The organism is Nonlabens tegetincola, assembly GCF_002954355.1.
Classification (GTDB): Bacteria; Bacteroidota; Bacteroidia; order Flavobacteriales; family Flavobacteriaceae; genus Nonlabens; species Nonlabens tegetincola.
The window spans coordinates 174,038-194,029 of the sequence record NZ_MQVV01000012.1 but is presented as its reverse complement, the minus strand read 5'-3'; the positions used below and the strand labels follow the sequence as shown (position 1 = coordinate 194,029).

21 protein-coding genes and 2 tRNA genes are annotated in these 19,992 nt (G+C 34.8%); 13 read left to right on the top strand and 10 right to left on the bottom strand.

The window, feature by feature from the left end; translation table 11 throughout:
- The 4 genes from rpsI (at position 1) to BST93_RS04690 (ending at position 3,296) form a co-directional block, all read left to right on the top strand.
- Positions 1-387, top strand: coding sequence for a 30S ribosomal protein S9 (gene rpsI, locus BST93_RS04705; RefSeq protein WP_042275957.1), 387 nt, complete (start codon positions 1-3; stop codon positions 385-387).
- 181 nt (positions 388-568) lie between these two features.
- Positions 569-1,330: a 30S ribosomal protein S2 gene (gene rpsB, locus BST93_RS04700; protein ID WP_042275960.1), complete on the top strand. Its 762-nt coding sequence runs from the start codon at positions 569-571 to the stop codon at positions 1,328-1,330.
- 20 nt (positions 1,331-1,350) lie between these two features.
- A complete protein-coding gene (gene tsf / locus BST93_RS04695; protein WP_105018269.1) occupies positions 1,351-2,313 on the top strand; it encodes a translation elongation factor Ts in 963 nt (320 codons plus the stop codon).
- A gap of 77 nt (positions 2,314-2,390) precedes the next feature.
- Complete coding sequence (locus BST93_RS04690) at positions 2,391-3,296, top strand: hypothetical protein (protein ID WP_105018268.1); 906 nt, start codon at positions 2,391-2,393, stop codon at positions 3,294-3,296.
- Here the strand turns inward: BST93_RS04690 and BST93_RS04685 are convergent.
- Both BST93_RS04685 and ruvC read right to left on the bottom strand, forming a co-directional pair.
- Positions 3,293-3,775 carry a rhodanese-like domain-containing protein gene (locus tag BST93_RS04685; RefSeq protein WP_105018267.1) on the bottom strand — a complete coding sequence of 161 codons (483 nt, stop codon included), beginning with the start codon at positions 3,773-3,775 and terminating at the stop codon, positions 3,293-3,295. The two genes, BST93_RS04690 and BST93_RS04685, sit on opposite strands and share 4 nt — an antisense overlap.
- Entirely contained in the window at positions 3,772-4,341 is a 570-nt protein-coding gene (gene ruvC, locus BST93_RS04680; protein ID WP_060523217.1) for a crossover junction endodeoxyribonuclease RuvC, read from the bottom strand. Before ruvC ends, BST93_RS04685 begins: the two co-directional genes overlap by 4 nt.
- On the opposite strand from ruvC, the gene BST93_RS04675 reads away from it, so the two are divergent.
- Positions 4,340-5,248: a lysylphosphatidylglycerol synthase domain-containing protein gene (locus tag BST93_RS04675; RefSeq protein ID WP_105018266.1), complete on the top strand. Its 909-nt coding sequence runs from the start codon at positions 4,340-4,342 to the stop codon at positions 5,246-5,248. The two genes, ruvC and BST93_RS04675, sit on opposite strands and share 2 nt — an antisense overlap.
- On the top strand, positions 5,245-6,387 hold the full coding sequence (locus BST93_RS04670; RefSeq protein WP_105018265.1) for a glycosyltransferase: 1,143 nt from the start codon (positions 5,245-5,247) through the stop codon (positions 6,385-6,387). Before BST93_RS04675 ends, BST93_RS04670 begins: the two co-directional genes overlap by 4 nt.
- Here the strand turns inward: BST93_RS04670 and BST93_RS04665 are convergent.
- Both BST93_RS04665 and BST93_RS04660 read right to left on the bottom strand, forming a co-directional pair.
- A complete protein-coding gene (locus BST93_RS04665) occupies positions 6,368-6,850 on the bottom strand; it encodes a hypothetical protein (RefSeq protein ID WP_146104976.1) in 483 nt (160 codons plus the stop codon). The genes BST93_RS04670 and BST93_RS04665 overlap by 20 nt on opposite strands.
- 23 nt (positions 6,851-6,873) lie before the next feature.
- Positions 6,874-8,004 (bottom strand): tetratricopeptide repeat protein, encoded by a 1,131-nt coding sequence (locus tag BST93_RS04660; RefSeq protein WP_105018263.1) that lies wholly within the window; start codon positions 8,002-8,004, stop codon positions 6,874-6,876.
- Positions 8,005-8,045: 41 nt separating this feature from the next.
- Here BST93_RS04660 and BST93_RS04655 point away from each other — a divergent pair, with 41 nt between their 5' ends.
- On the top strand, positions 8,046-8,570 hold the full coding sequence (locus BST93_RS04655) for a dihydrolipoamide dehydrogenase (protein ID WP_105018262.1): 525 nt from the start codon (positions 8,046-8,048) through the stop codon (positions 8,568-8,570).
- A gap of 59 nt (positions 8,571-8,629) precedes the next feature.
- Here BST93_RS04655 and BST93_RS04650 read toward each other — a convergent pair whose 3' ends face one another.
- Complete coding sequence (locus tag BST93_RS04650) at positions 8,630-9,442, bottom strand: Cof-type HAD-IIB family hydrolase (protein WP_105018261.1); 813 nt, start codon at positions 9,440-9,442, stop codon at positions 8,630-8,632.
- A gap of 170 nt (positions 9,443-9,612) precedes the next feature.
- Here BST93_RS04650 and BST93_RS04645 point away from each other — a divergent pair.
- Both BST93_RS04645 and BST93_RS04640 read left to right on the top strand, forming a co-directional pair.
- Positions 9,613-9,686: transfer RNA gene (locus BST93_RS04645), tRNA-Asp, on the top strand.
- Between the two features lie 250 nt (positions 9,687-9,936).
- On the top strand, positions 9,937-11,022 hold the full coding sequence (locus tag BST93_RS04640) for a heparan-alpha-glucosaminide N-acetyltransferase domain-containing protein (RefSeq protein WP_105018260.1): 1,086 nt from the start codon (positions 9,937-9,939) through the stop codon (positions 11,020-11,022).
- Between the two features lie 51 nt (positions 11,023-11,073).
- Here the strand turns inward: BST93_RS04640 and folE are convergent, their stop codons facing one another.
- On the bottom strand, positions 11,074-11,781 hold the full coding sequence (gene folE / locus BST93_RS04635) for a GTP cyclohydrolase I FolE (protein ID WP_105018259.1): 708 nt from the start codon (positions 11,779-11,781) through the stop codon (positions 11,074-11,076).
- A gap of 278 nt (positions 11,782-12,059) precedes the next feature.
- Positions 12,060-12,141 (bottom strand) — tRNA-Leu (locus BST93_RS04630).
- 111 nt (positions 12,142-12,252) lie between these two features.
- On the opposite strand from BST93_RS04630, the gene BST93_RS04625 reads away from it, so the two are divergent.
- Entirely contained in the window at positions 12,253-13,638 is a 1,386-nt protein-coding gene (locus tag BST93_RS04625; protein ID WP_105018258.1) for a dipeptidase, read from the top strand.
- An 89-nt stretch (positions 13,639-13,727) separates the two neighbouring features.
- Here BST93_RS04625 and BST93_RS04620 read toward each other — a convergent pair whose 3' ends face one another.
- Complete coding sequence (locus tag BST93_RS04620; RefSeq protein WP_105018257.1) at positions 13,728-15,179, bottom strand: phage tail-like protein; 1,452 nt, start codon at positions 15,177-15,179, stop codon at positions 13,728-13,730.
- Between the two features lie 391 nt (positions 15,180-15,570).
- Here BST93_RS04620 and BST93_RS04615 point away from each other — a divergent pair, with 391 nt between their 5' ends.
- The 3 genes from BST93_RS04615 to BST93_RS04605 all read left to right on the top strand — a co-directional run bounded on the left by BST93_RS04615 (position 15,571) and on the right by BST93_RS04605 (position 18,847).
- A complete protein-coding gene (locus BST93_RS04615) occupies positions 15,571-15,936 on the top strand; it encodes a BlaI/MecI/CopY family transcriptional regulator (protein ID WP_105018256.1) in 366 nt (121 codons plus the stop codon).
- A gap of 2 nt (positions 15,937-15,938) precedes the next feature.
- The gene (locus tag BST93_RS04610) at positions 15,939-17,636 is read left to right on the top strand and encodes a M56 family metallopeptidase (RefSeq protein WP_105018255.1); all 1,698 of its coding nucleotides are present in this window, start codon (positions 15,939-15,941) and stop codon (positions 17,634-17,636) included.
- A 110-nt stretch (positions 17,637-17,746) separates the two neighbouring features.
- Complete coding sequence (locus BST93_RS04605; RefSeq protein ID WP_105018254.1) at positions 17,747-18,847, top strand: DUF4407 domain-containing protein; 1,101 nt, start codon at positions 17,747-17,749, stop codon at positions 18,845-18,847.
- Positions 18,848-18,963: 116 nt separating this feature from the next.
- Here the strand turns inward: BST93_RS04605 and BST93_RS14620 are convergent, their stop codons facing one another.
- Positions 18,964-19,455: a phosphatase domain-containing protein gene (locus BST93_RS14620; protein WP_308736855.1), complete on the bottom strand. Its 492-nt coding sequence runs from the start codon at positions 19,453-19,455 to the stop codon at positions 18,964-18,966.
- The gene (locus tag BST93_RS14615; protein ID WP_308736854.1) at positions 19,446-19,991 is read right to left on the bottom strand and encodes a hypothetical protein; all 546 of its coding nucleotides are present in this window, start codon (positions 19,989-19,991) and stop codon (positions 19,446-19,448) included. The genes BST93_RS14620 and BST93_RS14615 overlap by 10 nt, the downstream gene beginning before the upstream one ends.
- Between the last annotated feature and the right edge of the window lies 1 nt (position 19,992).

Here is a 19,992-nt window from a genome sequence, read left to right as displayed (position 1 = left end):
ATGGATACGTTACACAAAATAGGTAGAAGAAAAACAGCTGTTGCGAGAGTATACCTTAATGAAGGTTCTGGTAACATCACTGTTAACAACAAAGAATTAAATGCATACTTTACCACTGCACCTTTACAGTACAAGGTAAAGCAACCATTTTCTCTTACAGAGAACGTTGACAAATACGATGTAAACGTAAATGTAAATGGTGGTGGAATCACTGGACAAGCAGAAGCTGTTCGTCTAGCTATTTCAAGAGCACTTGTAGAAATAGATGCAGAAAATAGAACTGCGCTTAAACCTGAAGGACTTCTTACTCGTGACCCAAGAATGGTAGAACGTAAGAAATTCGGTCAGAAGAAAGCAAGAAAGAAATTCCAGTTCTCTAAACGTTAATCAACAAATACTCATCCCACTTGTTTTTCAAGTGGGATTTGTTCTTTTTTTATTTTCAATAATTTGCTGTCAAGCCTGGTTGCCACCAGAGCGTAGTTTAGCATCTAAATGAAATAGGCGATTGATTCATTTTCAAGACCACTAGTTCATTGCTATCTGACAGAACGTAAACTAAATTAATATGGCAAATCAAGTTGAAGTCAAGTCGTTACTTGACGCTGGTGTACACTTTGGACACCTTACCCGTAAGTGGGACCCAAACATGGCTCCGTACATCTACATGGAGCGTAATGGTATCCACATCATTAATCTTTACAAAACAGCTGCAAAGCTAGATGAAGCATGTGAAGCATTGCGTAAGATCGCTGCATCTGGTCGTAAAGTTCTTTTTGTTGCTACTAAAAAGCAAGCTAAAGATATCGTTGCAAAGCATGCTGGTGAAGCAAACATGCCTTACATCACAGAAAGATGGCCAGGTGGAATGCTTACTAACTTTGTAACTATTAGAAAAGCCGTTAAGAAAATGGCTCTTGTAGACCGCATGAAAAAAGATGGTCGCTATGAGACATTATCTAAAAAAGAGCGTTTACAAGTAGACCGTATGCGTGATAAGCTAGAAAAGAACTTAGGTTCTATTGTAGACATGACTCGTATGCCTGCTGCTTTATTTATTGTTGACACAGTACGTGAACACATCGCAGTAAAAGAAGCTCTTAAATTAGGTATTCCAATTTTTGCAATGGTTGATACTAATGCAAATCCACGTAATATCGATTACGTTATTCCTGCAAATGATGACGCATCAAAATCTGTAGATATAGTTGTAAAAGCTGCTGCCGATGCTATCAAAGCTGGTTTAGAAGATCGCAAAAAGGAGAAGAACGCAGAGCAACCATCTCCAAAAGCTGCTAAAAAAGAAGCTTCAAACGAAGAAGAAGAATAAACATTTAAAAACACACAATCATGTCTAAAATTAGTGCTGCAGACGTAGGTAAGTTAAGAAAAGCTACCGGAGCTGGAATGATGGACTGTAAAAAGGCCCTTGTTGAAGCCGAAGGTGACTTTGATAAAGCAATTGAAATCCTTAGAAAAAAAGGTCAAAAAGTAGCTGCAAAGCGTGCAGACCGTGATTCTTCTGAAGGACTTGTTGTTGCTAAAGTTAATGATGATAACAATAGAGCTGTTCTTATTTCTTTAAACTGTGAAACTGACTTTGTTGCAAAGAACGATTCATACAAAGAATTAGCTAATCAATTCGTTGATATCGCTTTAAATCACAACTCTAAAGAGGAGTTTCTTAAAGCAGATTTTGATGGAATGACTGTTGAGGAAAAGCTTATCGAACAAACTGGTGTAATCGGTGAAAAAATCGAAATAGGTAGCTTTGAAGTTTTTGAAGCTCCATTTATCGGTTCTTATGTTCATGGTGGGAAAATTGGTGCTGTAACTGGTCTTTCTACAAATAGCGACAACAAAGAAGAAGTTGCTAAAAACGTATCAATGCAGGTAGCTTCAATGGGTGCTACTACTTTATCTTACAAGGATTTTGATCCTGAGTTTGTAAAGGCAGAAACTGAAGCTCGTATTGCTGCTATAGAAAAAGATAATATTGAATTAGGTCGTTTAGGTAAGCCACAAAAAAATGTTCCAGAATTTATTTCTAGAGCACAACTTACTGACGATGCTATCGCTGCTGCCAAGAAACGTTTTGAAGACGAACTTGCTGCAGAAGGTAAGCCTGAGGCTATTTGGGATAGAATTATTCCTGGAAAGATCGATCGTTACATTTCAGACAATTCAACTCTTGACAAAGAGCAAGCTCTTCTAGACCAAGATTTTATCATGGATGACAAAAAGACTGTTGCTCAGTACGTAGAATCTAAAGGTGCTGAAGTAGTAGGATTTAAAAGAGTTTCTCTTTCTTAATTAAAGAGATCTTTATACAATCAATACCGCTTAGTAATCTAAGCGGTTTTTTTGTGCTTTACAATTATCTTTATATCATGAAGAAATTACTCCTAATTATTACTCTCACACTGATTTGTAATTGCTCAAAAGTACTTACTTCCAGCTCTTACTCTCATGAGAGTGACACAAGGTATATATTTACTACTATAGGTACTTTACCTTCATCCATCAATGAAAGCTCAGGGATAATAGCTCATAATAAACAACTATATACCCATAACGATTCGGGTGATACACCGTCACTTTTTAAAATTGACACTACTGGTCGGATTCTAAATAAAACCACCTACCAAAACATAAACAATTATGATTGGGAAGACATTTCTAACTCTGAAAACCACGTATATATTGCAGATATAGGTAACAATGCTGGCAACAGGAAAGACCTTACCATTTATCAGATAAACATATCAGATATTGAAAATAGCGCAGCTGTTTCTGACAATCTACACATTGAATATATAGATCAAAACGATTTTAGCATAAGAAATCAACAGCATCCTTTTGATGCAGAAGCAATCGTATATGTTCAAGACAAATTGCTCTTGTTTTCCAAAGATTGGAAAAACTTTACCACAAATGTTTACAACGTACCGCTTGAAGTTACCTCGTCATCATTAAAAGCAACTCATACTTTAGCTATCAATGGTCTTATTACGGGTGCTACTACCAACAATCAAGGTACAATTACCCTTTGCGGTTATAATTCAAATTTAGAGGCGTTTGTTACATTCATTAAAATAGATCAAAAAGGCTATACGATTTTGGATAGATACAACCTACCGTTAGAAGGAGCACAAGTTGAAGCTATAACCTATTACGACTCTAATGAAAAGTACGACATTTACTATCTTACAAGTGAAGCGGTAAGTATCAAACTAGGCGATGAAGAAGCAAATAGTCTTGGTGAATTATATAAGTTAAAGGTAAAAAGAGACTAATACACCTTATCCCCATTCTTAATATAGTCCGACCATTTCTTGCTGTACGTATGAACTTTATGGGTAGTGTTCCCATTTAAATCCACAACTTTATAACCAGTGTCAAACCACGTAAACAAGCCTCCTTGCAAATTATAGACAGTCTTAAATCCTTGTTCTAGGAGTTTTTCACCGTAATTCTCTGACCTTACCCCTATTGAACAATATACTACCACCATTTGAGATTTATCTAAATTCTCAATTCGTGAAGATTTAAAAAATTGACCTACCCAAATCGCATTCGGTAAGTGACTCACTTCAAATTCCGCACGTGTTCTCGTATCTAAAAGGATATAATCGCTCAAATTGTTGGATAATGTGTCAACTGTAATATAGGGTACAGTGTCATCATTGTATTTCTTTAATGCATCCTGAATTTGATCATTCTGAGCTAGTGCAATTGTAGAAATTAAAAAAAATAAAGCTGTTAGGTATCTCATTTCTTGATGCGTTTTTCATTTTGCTTCACAAATGAAGCCCAACCAGAATAACTTTTGCTCACTTGGGGTTTCCCACTATTATAGAAATGACAAACAGCTGCTGCCAGCCCATCAGTACTGTCTAAATTCTTAGGAAGTTCCTTTAATCCCAGAAGACTTTGTAACATGCGAGCCACTTGTTCTTTACTAGCCTGACCTCTTCCTGTAATAGCCTGTTTAATACGTAATGGAGCATATTCTACAACAGGAATATCTCTAGATAAACCTGCAGCCATAGCTACGCCTTGAGCTCTACCTAGTTTGAGCATTGATTGAACGTTTTTACCAAAGAATGGCGCTTCTAGCGCTATTTCATCTGGATTGAAGGTATCAATAAGTTCGATCGTGCGCTCAAATATTTTTCTTAGCTTGATATAAGGATCCTTTATTTTCCGCATATCAAGCTCGTTCATTTGAACAAAACTCATCTTGTTTCCCACCACCTTTATCACTCCAAAACCCATTATAGCAGTTCCTGGGTCAATCCCTAATATTATCCTCTCAGTTTTGTCGTAATTTGCGATCATGATCTCCTTATCCTACAAAACTAAACAATTACTAAGCATCCTTTTAAAAACGGCTGTCTTTTTAATAAGTATTGTATGGATCTACTTTACATGGAAGGACCGTTCCATGAATTTTAAATGGTTTATAGACTCCATAAGTCTGGAAATGATAAGTTGGATTATTCTTATGATTGCAATAAGCTTAATTAGTTGGCTTATCGAGAGTCGCAAGTGGCAATACCTTGTAAAAGAGTTTTATGAATTACGCTTTCGCGAAAGCGTACTACAAAACTTAACCAGTCAAGCTGCAAGTTTTATAACTCCTTTTAGGTTGGGAGAGTTTGCACTCAAATCACTTTTTTTTTCCAAAGCACACAGAAAAAACGTCGTTAGCAAAGTGTTCTGGGCCAATTTTAGTCAAATGGTTGTCACCTGTACATTTGGAATTGCATCAATAATTACCCTATCAAGCATAAATGACAAGCTAGATATTTATTTCATATTACTCGTCTTAAGCATACTCATAATAGGATTATTCTCTGTAAGATTTATAGATAAAAAATTGCAAATTAGCACCGCTCCTCAAACACAGCTGGTAATCACTATAGGCTATTCCTTATTAAGATATTTAGTTTTTGCAAGTAATTGGATAATAGTATTATGGACGCTTAATTATGATTTTGAACTCATTGATGTAATGTCAAAAATAGGCCTTTACTACCTACTAGTCTCTGTTGTTCCCGTCCTACAATTATTAGATCTTCCTGTAAGGTATACGGTTGCGAGTATCGTTTTTGAATCTACATTACAACAAGAAGAGGTAATATTAATCGCTAGTACTATAGTTTGGTTTACTAATACCGTTATACCTACTATATTCGGTTGTGCCTTATTACCTTTTAAATCATTCAAACTAGCACAGGCATGATCGTTCTAATCTTGGTCGTAGTTTTAGGATACTTTTTTATAATAACAAGTCTTTCTCTCGAGGCACACTCCTATCGGCCAGAAAGGCATTTCAATCATAAAAAATTAAAGTTAAATCCACCTACTGGCTTTAGTGTGCTAATTTGTTACCGTAACGAAGCTGGAAATCTATTGAAGCTCCTTAACGCCTTAGTTGATTTAAATAAAGATCGTCTAGACGTAGAATTTATTTTTATAAATGATGAATCCACAGACCATAGTGAGTCTATTATCAATAAATTCTCTTCCCGATTAAATATGATTAACTTAAATCGTGTAAAACAATCAGCAAGCGGTAAAAAGGACTGTATTGAACAAGGAATAGCAAAAAGTAAATTCTCACATATAGTAACGATTGATGCAGACTGTACTCCTCATAAAAATTGGTTACAATCTTACAAACAGTTCTACGACAATTATCCTGAGGCTCATTTTGTAAGTGGCCCAGTTGAAATCAGATCTAAAAATACGCTGAATGAACAGTTGCAAAGACTAGAAATGAAAGCCCTTCAATTAACAGGAATAGGTGCGTATGGATGGAAAAAACCTTTCCTTGCAAATGGAGCTAATATGAGCTTTACTAAGGAGGTTTTTTATCAAGTAAATGGATATGCTGGTAATAACCATATTTCTAGTGGCGATGATATATTCTTACTAGAGAAATGTTGTGAAGTTGATAGTGCAAGATGTTATTTTATTAGAGATAAAAATGCCTTAGTCTTCACAGAACCAGTACAGACCTTTCGCAACAACATTAATCAACGTGCAAGATGGGCACAAAAAGGAACTCATACTAGCAGTATGCTGAATAAACTTGTTGCAGTACAAGTATTGTTCATGAGTGTGTTGTTCATATTAGCCCCATTTCTCTTATGGATGCAATTAATATCAATAGAGCTCTTCCTAACGATATATTTTCTGAAACTAATAGCTGATTACATCTCAAACTTTATCTACGATCATCACTTTAAAGATCACAAAGAATGGAAGTGGCTACTACTGGTGTACTTTACCTATCCGTTTTTGGTTTTATTAATAACCTATAAGAGTTTATTTAAAATTACATGGCGAGGACGATCCCTTAATACTCAACCTCAATAGGTTCAAACACCACTGGCACAATAAAACTTGATGTAACTGGAATATCTTTTTTTAAAGCGCTATTGATACGAGGTAATTCGGTTAATGCTTCTGATAGAAATAAGGTGATTTGATCACTATTTACATGATGAGCATGTGTAACTAGACTATCATATTTGATGTTACCTTCTTTCGTTACCGTTATAGAAATTGATATACTATCCTGTTTAATGAGTTCGATTTTGTTTGTTGACGACGCAAGCTTTTTATGAATAAGGGAATGCAGTTCACGAGAAAAACATTCTTTATTATCTAACATTTCATCACAATTAGGAAATAAAGGATATTGATCAAGCTTTGAAAGATCTACTTTTTCAAACTGTTGTTGTGCAATTTTAGAAGCACGTTGTTGCCTTTCTTGCTCATTCATACAAGAACTTGAAAGAACTATCAATAACACAAGTAAAGACAACCTGTAAATCATAGTGCTAATTTACAATTAGTTTACTATTCCTTAGCCTCCATAAAATCTATCTTTCTCAAATCGCTCAATCTGGCTTGTGCCATTTCTTTAAATGAGCTTTTTGGGTGTGCTTTTATGAAGTTCTCGTAGTATTTGATAATTGTTTTTTTGTCTTTGAAATATTCATCTGCGGCGATAACTAATTGGTAATGGACAAGATCATCGTTTTTATTTTCTTGATAAGCCTTCTTTATAAAATTAAAAGCTTCTTTTTCATTGCGCTGACCTCTGTAAATGGTAGCCTTTTGTAAAAATTCATTTGACAAGGCCGGTCTACGAATTTCAATGGATCTATCTATCATTTCATGGGCCATTTCCCAGTTTTCCATTCTAGAATATGCCTTAGATAAATAGAAGTAAGATAAAGCACTTTCCTTTTCAAACATTTCGATATATGTTTTAAGCCACTCTATTGATTTTTCATATTGTTGCGATTCAAAATAAGCAATACCGATAGTTCGTGTCGTATAGTCTGTAACCTTACCATTTTGAATTAATAATTCAAGTTCATCAACTGCATTTTCATACAGCTTACTATTGTAAAAAGCCTGAGCTAGATATAACCTTGCTTTATTATTCTCAGGATGTTTTTTTAATATCTCTCGAGCATATTTAATGGCATAAATTTCATTACGTGTTTTAATATAAGATGCTATAAGTGCATAGTAACTATTTAGATAATCTTCATTTAAAGCAATAGATGTTTTAAATGATTCGGTAGCTTTTTCCTCTACACCTAATTCTTGTTGCGCTTTTCCTAGGTAATAGTAATAAGTAGCATTTTCTGGAAAACGTTCTGTCAAGTTTATAAAAAGAGTAAAGGCTCTTGCTGGATTATTTGACAATTCTATTTTCCCCAGTTGAAATTGCGCTTGAACGTGTTTAGAGTCTCTTAAAATAGACTGTGAAAGGTAAAAAACAGCTTGCTCTCTATTTCCTAGTTGCTGGTATATGCGCCCCAATTTATAAGCAGAATCAGCATCTTCTTTTACCTGGTATAAGGGAATTGCTTTTTTAAATTCACCTGCCTCGTACAAGCTGTCAGCTTCACTTTGTGAAATGGAAAAATTGATATTAAAAACACAAACAAGTAAAAGAAATATTAGACTTTTCATTTTTAGGCACGCTTATTGAAGAAAGATAAGAAACTTTTACCATGAAAAAAATAATACTTTTAGTAATTGCAGCAGTAACATTTGCAGCATGTGAAGGACCACAAGGTCCACCGGGTTTTGATGGATTAGATGGAGTTAATGTAACAGCCCAGTCATTTGAAATTACAACTGACTTTTTTGCACCGGATTATGCACAACTAATTCCTTTCCCAAATAACATTCAAACTTTCCCAGATGACATGGTACTTACGTATTTATTGTGGGATGAAGTTCCAGGAAATAACGGCGGCACAGTTGATGTATGGAGATTACTACCACAAGTATTGTATACTGATTTTGGTGAATTTCAATATAATTACGATGCAACAAACGGTGACGTAGAGTTGTTTATTGACGCTCCTGCAACGACCGATTTGTCGCAGCTTGCTCCTGCAGACTTACAAAATCAGACATTCAGGATAGTAATTTTACCTGTCGAATTAGCTGGTACTGTAGATGTAACCAATTATCAAGAAGTAATGAGCGCAGCACAATTATCTACCAATGATATTATAGTAATCGAATAGTAATTGACTGTACAACTTATATGAAAAGGCGGTCTTCACCATGTGTGAGGCCGCTTTTTTTATTGGAACAAACGAGAATTTTTTATTAACCAATTTGCAACACCATCTTGTTTATGATGGTCAGTAACTTCGACAGCAACCTCTTTCACCTTGTCTCTTGCATTATCAACCGCTATCCCATAACCAACTTCTTTAATCATGGTAACGTCGTTGTAATTATCTCCAAAAGCAACAACCTGTTCAACAGTTACGTTGGAAAAATCGTGCTTTAAAAGCTCCTTCAATGCTTCTATTTTGGAAATTCCATTTGGTGTAATTTCGGTATATGTGTTTTTTGATCTGTATAAGTGTACGGGTAATTTTTTAGATTCCGCTTTCGCGAAAGCGAGATCCATAAACTCCTCGTCACCCATCAACATTATTTTATGGGCACCACCTTTATGTCTAGTCTGATTGAAATATTCTAACGTACGCCCGTAATCCTGAACAACTGGCTCTACCTTTGTATTATTGATTTCTCTATTTGCCCAGAAATCCAACTCAGGAACAAACCACTCCTTACCTCTATAAATACTACAATGTAAATTATGTATTCTGGCAATTTCGACAAAATCAGAAATGGTATTAAAAGGTATCGTTATATCAACTATTGACTGATCCTTTGAGATTACAAGCGCTCCATTGTAACAAATCATGGGATGATCTGTGATTTTTAAATCTTCTTGTAGGTGAGTCATGGCTTGAGGCATGCGTGCAGATATCAAAATTTTAGGAATATGAAGATCTTTAAATGCCTTTATAGTTGAAGATGAAACCTCTCGATTATCATTCAAAAGAGTCCCATCTATATCGGTAGCTAATAATTTTATCATAGCGTAAAAGTATCTAATCACCTTTAAACAAAGCTGTTTAGAATGCTATCATAAGGTTAAAAAATAAATTAATTGAAAAAAGTAAAAAATTGTTTGTGCAAAACTAAAAATGAGTATATATTTGCAACCGCTAAAGCAGAAAGCTGCGATAGCAAAGTTCTTTAGAACACGGTCTGGTAGTTCAGCTGGTTAGAATACATGCCTGTCACGCATGGGGTCGCGGGTTCGAATCCCGTCCAGACCGCTTTTCTTTTTAAAAGAAAACAAATCAAGTTGTGTGGTCTTCAATTTGAAGACAGAAAGTGTGAAAACACTTTGTGAGAAGCTTTTCCAAAAGGAGAGGCTTTTTTGTTTTACGGCTATTTTGAATTGAATCCATTTCTACATTTTATTCTACCGATTACAACACCATTAAAACATTGAATACTCTAGATAGTACTTTTGAGTTAATGTTTATCATTAATTTTGCTATACATCAACTATTAAACTAATCAGTGAATCCTAAAAGAATTTTCTTTATTGATGCAGTAAGAGCATTTGCTATTTTAATGATGTTACAAGGGCATTTCATCTCTACCTTACTGGCGCCAGAATTTCATGTACAAGGAAACTTTTTTTACGAGATATGGAATTATTTTAGAGGAATAACCGCGCCTACCTTTTTCACGATCTCAGGATTAATATTTTCATTCCTTTTGTTAAAATCTAAAAAACAAGGAATAGCAAATGAACGCATAAAAAAAGGGTTTTATAGAGGTTTACTTTTAATAGGAATCGGCTACTCTTTACGTATCTCTTTATTTACCTGGCTAGATGGAAGACTAGGTACTAATTTTTTACGGGTAGATGTTTTACAGTGTATAGGTCTATCACTTATTATTACTGTAGGATGTTATTATCTAGTTCTTAAAAATTCTCTTGTTTTTTCCCTAATTCAATTTATTCTGGGTGTAAGCATCTTTCTACTAGAACCGTATTATAGAGAATTAGATACCAGCCAGCTGCCTGTTTTTATAGCCAATTATTTATCAAAAAATAATGGTAGCATCTTTACTATTTTGCCTTGGTTAGGATATATGTCCATAGGTAGTTTTATTGCCTCTATTTTTTATAAATATCATTTGAAAGAAAAGTTCAAGTCCGTATTAATTATCGGATTTTTTGTGGTTGGTATTTTATTGATTTATCACTCTAGCTGGTTTTTAATGATCTTATACCGCACTACTGATATTGAGCTATTTAAATCGGTCGCCTACTACAATTACCTTATTACTAGATTAGGAAATGTTTTTATTCTTTTCGGTACTTTTTATGCGCTCGAAAGGTTTTTTAAAGACTCTAAGCTTTTGATAATTGGGCAAAAGACTCTTTCTATATACGTTATCCATTTTATAATTATTTACGGGTCTTTTACTGGTTTTGGACTGCATCAATTGATAGGTAAAACATTAAATCCGTACACTGCTATTATTGGAGCGTTTACCTTTATACTTATCGTTTGTGCTCTGGCATTATACGGTGCTCGCACCAATAAATTTTTATATTCAAGAGCTAGAGAATACTTTAAAACAGAGTCATAAAAAAACTTCCCTCGGTTAAGGGAAGTTTATATTATTGACGACTCAATTATTTTATTGATTGTAAATGTAATTTTGAAGCTGTCTTATTTTTTCATCATCATTAAATTTGCCTCCATAAAAAGCAGTCACGGTAGACGACGTATCATCCTTTACTCCTCGAGAAGAAACACACAAATGTTTAGCGTCTATCACAACTGCAACATCTTCTGTATTCAGAATCTCTTGTAGATCTGTCCCTATTTGATTTGTCAATCTCTCTTGGACCTGTGGGCGCTTTGCATAATACTGTACAATTCGATTAAGTTTTGACAAACCTATCACCCTGCCAGATGAAATATAGGCCACATGAGCTTTACCTATAATTGGAACAAAATGATGTTCACAGTTGGAATAAAAAGTAATATTCTTTTCAACCAACATTTGATTGTATTGATACTTATTATCGAATAAAGCAATTTTGGGTTTATTTGCAGGATTAAGACCTGAAAAAATCTCGTCTATATACATTTTGGCCACTCTTCTGGGTGTTCCTTTGAGTGAATCATCAGTAAGATCAAGACCCATGACATCCATAATTTGAGAAAACAAATTGGCAATCTTATCCTTTTTCTCATCATCACTCATCACAAAAGCATCAGCTTTCATAGGTGTTTCCATTCCAGTAAATAAGTGATCGTCTCCTATTTCATCAAAGGTTAAATTGTTAAGTAGATTATCATTAGTAATCAACTCATCAACCTCAAGTTCTTTGTTTTTCATACGTTTTAATTCCAGTGAGTTTAATAACTCCAGTTCAATTAATTTTATCTAAAGATAATATTTTGTTTAATTTATAATGTTAATTATTAAACAATTTAAAATCCCATAGATTAGTAGTAAGAATTTTACAAACTTACACGTACATAAATCAAGCCAATTATTAAGTAGCCAATAATTGGTGATTGCTATAAGATATATTAAAAACTAGATAAAATTAAAAACTGCAACAGCAGATATTTGACATAAAAAAAGCCCGCTTAAAGCGAGCTCTTCTTTTGTGCGGATGACAGGAATCGAACCTGCACACCTTGCGGCACTAGATCCTAAGTCTAGCGTGTCTACCAGTTCCACCACATCCGCATTACTGATAGTACCCTTACGGGACGGCAAATATACTAACTTTTCACATATTACAAATTCTTTCAGATAAATATTTTACCTCTTCCTTATCTTTACCTAAAACAACAACACATGAACACTAAACCTTATATAGAAAAACACAAGGATAGATTCATAAATGAATTGATTGAACTACTTAAAATTCCGTCCATTAGTGCTGATCCTGCTTATAAGAATGACGTGATAAAAACTAGTGAACATATCAAAAAGTCGCTTGAGGATGCTGGTTGTGATCAAGTAGAAATTTGTGAAACCCCAGGATACCCAATCGTCTATGGAGAAAAAATAATAAATCCAGATCTTCCTACTGTTTTGGTTTACGGTCATTATGACGTACAACCACCAGACCCTATTAATCTTTGGGACAGTCCGCCATTTGAACCGGTAATTAAAAAAACAGAGCTTCATCCAGAAGGAGCAATTTTTGCTCGTGGTGCTTGCGATGATAAAGGACAAATGTACATGCATGTAAAGGCGCTTGAATATCTTACTGCAAATAATGAGTTGCCCTGTAATGTTAAATTTATGATTGAAGGTGAAGAAGAAGTAGGAAGTGAATCTCTAGGTTGGTTTTTAGAAAACAACAGGGAAAAACTAGCCAATGATGTTATTTTAATCTCTGACACAGGTATGATATCAAAAGAAGTTCCTAGTATCACTACAGGTCTAAGAGGATTAAGTTATGTTGAAGTAGAAGTTACGGGACCTAATCGTGATTTACATTCTGGCCTTTATGGTGGTGCAGTAGCAAACCCTATTAACATTTTGTGCGATATGATAGCACAATTGCATGATGAGAACAACCACATTACTATACCTGGATTTTATGATAAGGTCGAAGAATTAAGTAAGGAAGAACGTGCCGAAATGGCCAAAGCTCCTTTTTCGCAAGAGGACTACAATAAAGCCCTAGACATAGCACAGGAACACGGTGAAAAAGGATACACTACAAACGAACGCAATAGCATACGTCCTACTCTAGATGTGAATGGTATTTGGGGTGGCTATACTGGTGAAGGTGCAAAAACTGTCATTGCAAGCAAGGCCTATGCAAAAATTTCAATGCGACTTGTCCCAGATCAAGATTGGAAGGAAATTACCGATCTTTTTCAAAAACACTTTGAAAGTATTGCTCCTAAAAGTGTAAAAGTTAAAGTTTCACCTCATCACGGTGGTACTGCCTATGTTACCCCAATTGATAGTGTAGGATACCAAGCAGCTAGCAAAGCCTATGAGGATACTTTTGGTAAAACTCCTATACCACAACGCAGTGGTGGATCTATACCTATCGTAGCTTTATTTGAAAAAGAATTAAATAGTAAATCTATTCTTATGGGATTTGGATTAGACAGTGATGCTATCCACTCACCTAATGAGCATTTTGGTATTTGGAATTATTTAAAAGGGATTGAAACAATTCCACATTTTTATAAACACTTTGCAAAGATGAGTAAATAAATCACTTATATTGCATTAAAAATCCCATTCACTTACTGAATGGGATTTTTTTATTGACGCTTTCGCGAAAGCGAAATATTTAAAACTATTTATCGTACACTAACGTTCTCTGAAAAAACAACCAATCCATCAGTTCCTGAACCGGTTAACCTATCAGCGAAAATCTCGATCCTATCACCAGGTTCAAGGGTTAATATCCCATTCAAGGCAACATTTTGAATTTGAGTATTGCTAGCAATTTGAACAACACTATTAGTTTCTAAAACGAGACTACCGTTTTTTGCAATCGCAAAAGCGTAAAAATCATTCACAGCATCAGTAACACGAATACTAAGTGAAACATTTATCTGAACATTCCTCCGTTTTTTACCCTCATAAATTAGGTCATTATTATTATCCTCTGCTCTAAATCTAAAAAGGTCGGTAGCCACAAAATCAGTAGCGCTTTTAATTTGTACAGGAGCACCACTAGATATGGTCTGTGGGTAACCTGTCGTTAATGTACCACTATAATAAATATTCCCAGCTGCTACCTGATCGGACTCAAAGGGTATACCAGAACAATTTACATTCCAATCTTTTGTGAAACTAAATCCCGTATAAGAGCCTGTAGTATATCCATCAACAAATTGCCCATCACCTACAAAACTTAGTTGAGATAATGTGGCATCGTTTACAATGGTAGGATTTGCGCTTACATCAATTCCTATCTCAGTTCCGTTGGACTCTATACGACCACCATTCATTTGTAAATTGCTAAAAGAACCTGTAAGCTCCATGAACGTACCTGTATTGGATTGTGTCCAGAAAATATTACTTACAAAGAAGTTAGTAATATTATTGATAGTAAATCCATCATCATTATCAAGATATTGTGTTACGCTAAAAAATACCGTGCTCAAACCAGTTAATGTTCCAACCTTACTGGCATTGGCAACAATAGTATTGTTAATAAGTAATAATTCTCCAGCAGTTGCATTGATATCAAATATTTGTGTTTTTGTTCCAGCTGGTAAAGAGCCTGAAAGTGTTAAATTACGCAATCCACCACCCTTAGTACCTTCAAATAGACTACCACTAGAAACATTAATCAAAATATCTTCAGATGAATCTACTCCTTCTACATAAGCTCCGTTCAAATCAATAGGAAAGTCAACCAATATCGCACCATTAATTTCGTAAAGAAAATTAGTATTGAGAAGATACTTAGTACCACCACCAGCTACCAATTCATCCGACAGGTCGTCAATACTTTTTACCAATTTGTAATTATCCCTTAATTGCTTTGAACCTAAAGAAACCCAAACAGTACCGTCAAAATACTGGAAAGCATTTAAATCAGTATCAAAAACTAATAATCCCGTTGCTGGACTTGTAATAGCATCCCGTTGGGCAGTAGTCATTCTAGGTGTGAGAAGACCTTTATCAACTGAATCTATATCCAGCATCGCACTAGGGTCTGGAGAATTAGTATTTATACCTACTTGTGAGTAAGCTATACTAACCAATAGTAGAAAAAACAGAAAAATAATTTTATTCATTACAATTGAATTTGAGTTAATAAAAAATAATGAATTCGACCGCAAGAATAATTCAAATTATAATTAATTTAACAATGGGTAATCTTTTTTAACAAAAAACGAGTCGTTTATCGATAATAAGTGTGTTACAATTTCTCTTCTAGCTCTCAAAGGAACGGTATTTTATTATACAAGAGCTTGATATTGAGGCAAGCCTAGCTCTATAAACAATTATTACTGAATTATATATTTTTTATATCGACTTCGTAGAATACGTATTACATCGGCAATGAAATTCGATTTTGATCGTAACCTGATAAAATTTGTCACTAATTTCAAAAAACATACTTCTACACTTGTAGAATATAAATTTATTTCTACATTTGTAGAGTTAACTCTAATTATGTAGAACATGAAACTGTCAAAAAGTGAAGAAGAACTAATGAATCACCTATGGGAACTTGACAAAGCCTATATGAAAGATTTATTAGAAAACTATCCAGAGCCTAAACCAGCAACAACAACCGTTGCTACCTTATTAAAACGAATGACCGATAAAGGTTTTGTAGGTTTTAAGCTTTTTGGTCGTAGTCGTCAATATTATCCACTAATTAAAAAAAGTGATTATTTCTCTAAACATGTAAATGGCTTGATTAAGAATTTCTTTAATGACAGCGCTTCACAGTTTGCCTCTTTTTTTACAAAAGAGACGAATCTAAGCCAGGAAGAATTACAGGAATTACGGGATATTATAGATAGTGAAATTAAAAAGAAGTAGTTATGGAACATTACCTTATCAATAGCACTGCTTCTTTATTTGTACTATGGTTGTTTTACAAACTGACACTTGAAAATACGTCATGGCATCATGTTAAAAGATATTACTTGCTTTTAGCAACAATTTTCTCTTTGTTAATTCCTTTTGTAGTTGTAAACACAGTCGTTTTTTCAGTTGATCGTGCATCTGCTTTCCTGGTAGAGCAACCAATAATAACTGATTTACATAATGAGCAACCAACTGAAACCTTCGATTGGACCGCAGTTCTATTATCTGTTTATGCAGTTGGAATTCTCATCATGTCATGGCGATTTGTAAAAAACATCATCAGATTTAGGGTTGAAAACGAAGATGAGATTAAACCTTACAATAACTATCAATTAATACTTCGTCATGCATTTACAGTCCCACATTCTTTTATCAATAGAATATTTGTATCTAAAAATCAGTATGCTAACGATCAAATACCTGAACTCGTTTTAGAACATGAAAAAGTACATTTGGATCAACGTCATTCAATAGATGTTTTGATGGTTGAACTGTTATTAATTCTTCTATGGTTCAATCCCGTTTTATACCTTTTACGATATTCTATAAAATTAAATCATGAGTTTCTTGCCGATAAAGCTGTATTGGACCAAGGTGTAGACACCACAGAATACCAAGAAACACTTTTGAATTATAGCCAGCATAGTCATTATACCTCACTAGCTAACACCTTTAACTTCCCAATCATTAAAAAAAGATTCCGCATTATGAAAACTAAAACATCTAACACAAGCTTGATCATTAGATCACTTGCATTAATTCCTTTACTTGCAATTTTAATAATCAGCTGTGGAAAAGAAGAAACTAAATTCCAGGAAGTTGAGGAAGTAGAAATACCTGAACAAAACCAAAAGCTAATTGTTGTAGATGCTAACACTACAGAAGGTTATTTAAAAATACAAGGTGATGATTATTTCTATAAAATCAATGATGATCAAATAGATATTTATAACAAATTCGGAGAACTGCAAGATTTTGAAAAACAAGGATATACAGTATCTAAAGAAATAGTGGTAGAAAAAGAAGTAATTGAGGAATTAGGTAATCTAAGCGCGATTGAATACATCAATCAACATAAAGAAGAGCTTAACTATTACTTAAGAAATGATCAAATAGATGCAGATAATGCGATTTCCATCATTGAAAAAGTAGGTCAAAATGGTGTTGAAATAAGTCCAGACAGCAATGGAATCATGTCCATAAAAATTTTGGAAACGAATGATAATAAGAAGCTATTGCCACCACCGCCACCACCACCGCCATTGACTAAATCAGGTTATATTAAAGTAGATAATAAAATACATTACTACACCACAAAAGATAATGACGGTAAATTATATGATAGAGCTGGTAACATCATTGTCGTTAAAAACAAAAAAATTGAACAAATAGATCCAAAGGATTTACCGCCACCACCGCCACCGGCGCCAGAGTATGAAGACTTGGTAAAATACAATTTGTGGGCAAAAGAAATCAATGCAAAAAATAAACTAGCTACTGAAAACGGTAACGCTGAATACCCAATTGTTAAATTAAAGGAAGTGGAAAAATATAAGGCTATCTACAATAAACTAACCAAAGCTCAAAAAGCAAATGCCCAGCCATGGCCCAACTTACCACCACCGCCACCTGCTACGAATGATAAAATGTAAATTCAATAAACAGCCAAATAACTAGAACATTTTCAATTTTAACTTCCTATGTAACATTCCACAATTTCAAGCGTTTATAAGATAACCTCAACTTGTAAACGCTTTTTTTTATGCAATCCTTTTTCATATTCTGCAGCGGCGCCGATGCCGATCTCCTAGACCAGTGTACAGCTGGTGAACGTAACAAATACGCCGGTATAGGTGCCACCGTTTTCTTTACCGCTCTTATGGCGTTTTTTGCTGCTAGTTATGCGCTCTTTACCGTTTTTGATAATTACTGGATTGCGGGCTTTTTTGGCTTTATTTGGGGTTTACTCATCTTCAATTTGGATAGATACATTGTTTCTACCCTAAAGAAAAGTGATAAAAAAATTAATGAAATATGGCAGGCAACACCGCGTATATTATTGGCCATTATAATCGCAATGGTGATTTCAAAACCGCTTGAACTTAAAATCTTTGAAAAAGAAATTGATCAAGTCTTGCTAGAAGAAAAAAACGCGATGACGCTAGAAAATCAGGAGCAAGTCGCTGCATTATATGAGGTTGAGGAATCCGCTTTCGCGAAAGCGATCCAAGATCTAAAACAAGAGATTACAGATAAGGAAAGTGAGGTAAATGAACTCTACAACACTTACATCGCCGAAGCGGAAGGACGAGCAGGAACCAACTTGCTAGGTAAAGGTCCCGTTTATAAGGAAAAACGAGAAAAACACGATGCAGCTCTAGCAGAGTTAACAGACCTAAAAGCCACTAATGCAGAAAAAATTGAGGCCCTAGAAACTCAAATGGCCACACTCGCAGAACAAGAGAAAGCACAAATCGCAAGCACTCAACCCATCATAGACAAATTTGACGGACTTATGGCTCGAATTGAAGCATTAAATCAATTACCTTTTATTACATCATTTTTCATCTTTCTACTATTCCTAGCCATTGAAACATCGCCTATTATAGCCAAACTTCTCTCACCACGAGGTGAATATGATTTAAAGTTAGAAGAACGACTAGCAGTAGTGGAGAATTGGGTAGCACAACAACGTCAACAGCATGCAATCTTATTACAAACTGATCGCGAAGTAAACAATAGAGTTTATGCAGATATTGCCGAGGAGGACGCCCTATACAACCATCGTAAACGTGTAGCCCGAGAACTCATGCAACAACAAGCAGATGCGTTTTATAAGAAAAATAAAAAGGTGCTTAGTTAAGGCTTTATTATTATAAAACCAGATGTTGAATTATATCTATTTTAGTCACTTGTTCACCCGAAAATTAATGGGATTAGTATGAATTAAAGTTCCTAGATAAAGCAATAAAAATCATTTTATACAATCCATCCATGTTGTCTAGCGTGTTTTACTGCTTCATTTGACTCTTCAACTAGGATCATAGGACAAATGGTAAAGGAGTTTGCAATGGCTTTTACTCGCGCCATTTTCTTACTGTGTTTAACTGATCTTAAATAAATAGCCAAGATTCTATTTGGGAACTGTTGCGCAACCTCTTTATAATAATCGGCATCATGCTCACCGCTATCGCCTATCAAAATGAATTTGAGATCGGGATAATGTTTTAAGATATTTAGTAATTCATGGGCTTTATGTGGCCGTTTAAGCTTTGGCGTGCGATCCCAAGGAGTAGGAAAATCTCTTAATAAAATAGGCCCTTTTGGAAATCCATGAAAATCCAAAAACTTTTCTAGATACTTGTATAGATTCCACGGACTATTGCTCAAATAAAACATAGGATTGTGATCATTTCCTCCCATACCTCGATGTAGCAATTGATACAAACTGGCAGCACCCTTTAAAGGCACACGCCTATCATAATTTTTAAAAAAGTATTAAAAGCAACACGCATTTTCAAAAAACTAGTCACACCAGTATGCATGATGGTATCGTCGATATCGCTTATAATTCCGTAAGACGAAGTTTCTTTAGGGATTAAAATCTCACCGCTAAATCGGTTGATAGCAATACGCTTTTGAGTTTTTGCTTTCGCGAAAGCTGCATTATCCTCGTGAAAACTTACCACGACAGGCAAGTAACCAGACTCATCTACCAGATCGAGCAAATTGTAATCAACTTCTAAATTGAATAAAAAGTATCCTTCATGATCGGCTTGCGTTTCAAACTTATCACCGTTTGACAAGGTTAACACTACTAAAGCATTGCGAATTTCATCGGTAGCAAAAGTGCGCCAGGTGTTACGTAAGGTTTGATAGAAGGTTTGTTGTTCATAGTGTTTAAGAGGTTGATCCTCAAGCGCCCTACCACGCACGTATAAGTGATGCTCGCCGCCGTAAGTACGGTAAACATCTAGAATCCAAGGATCTCTTTTGAACAACGCCATA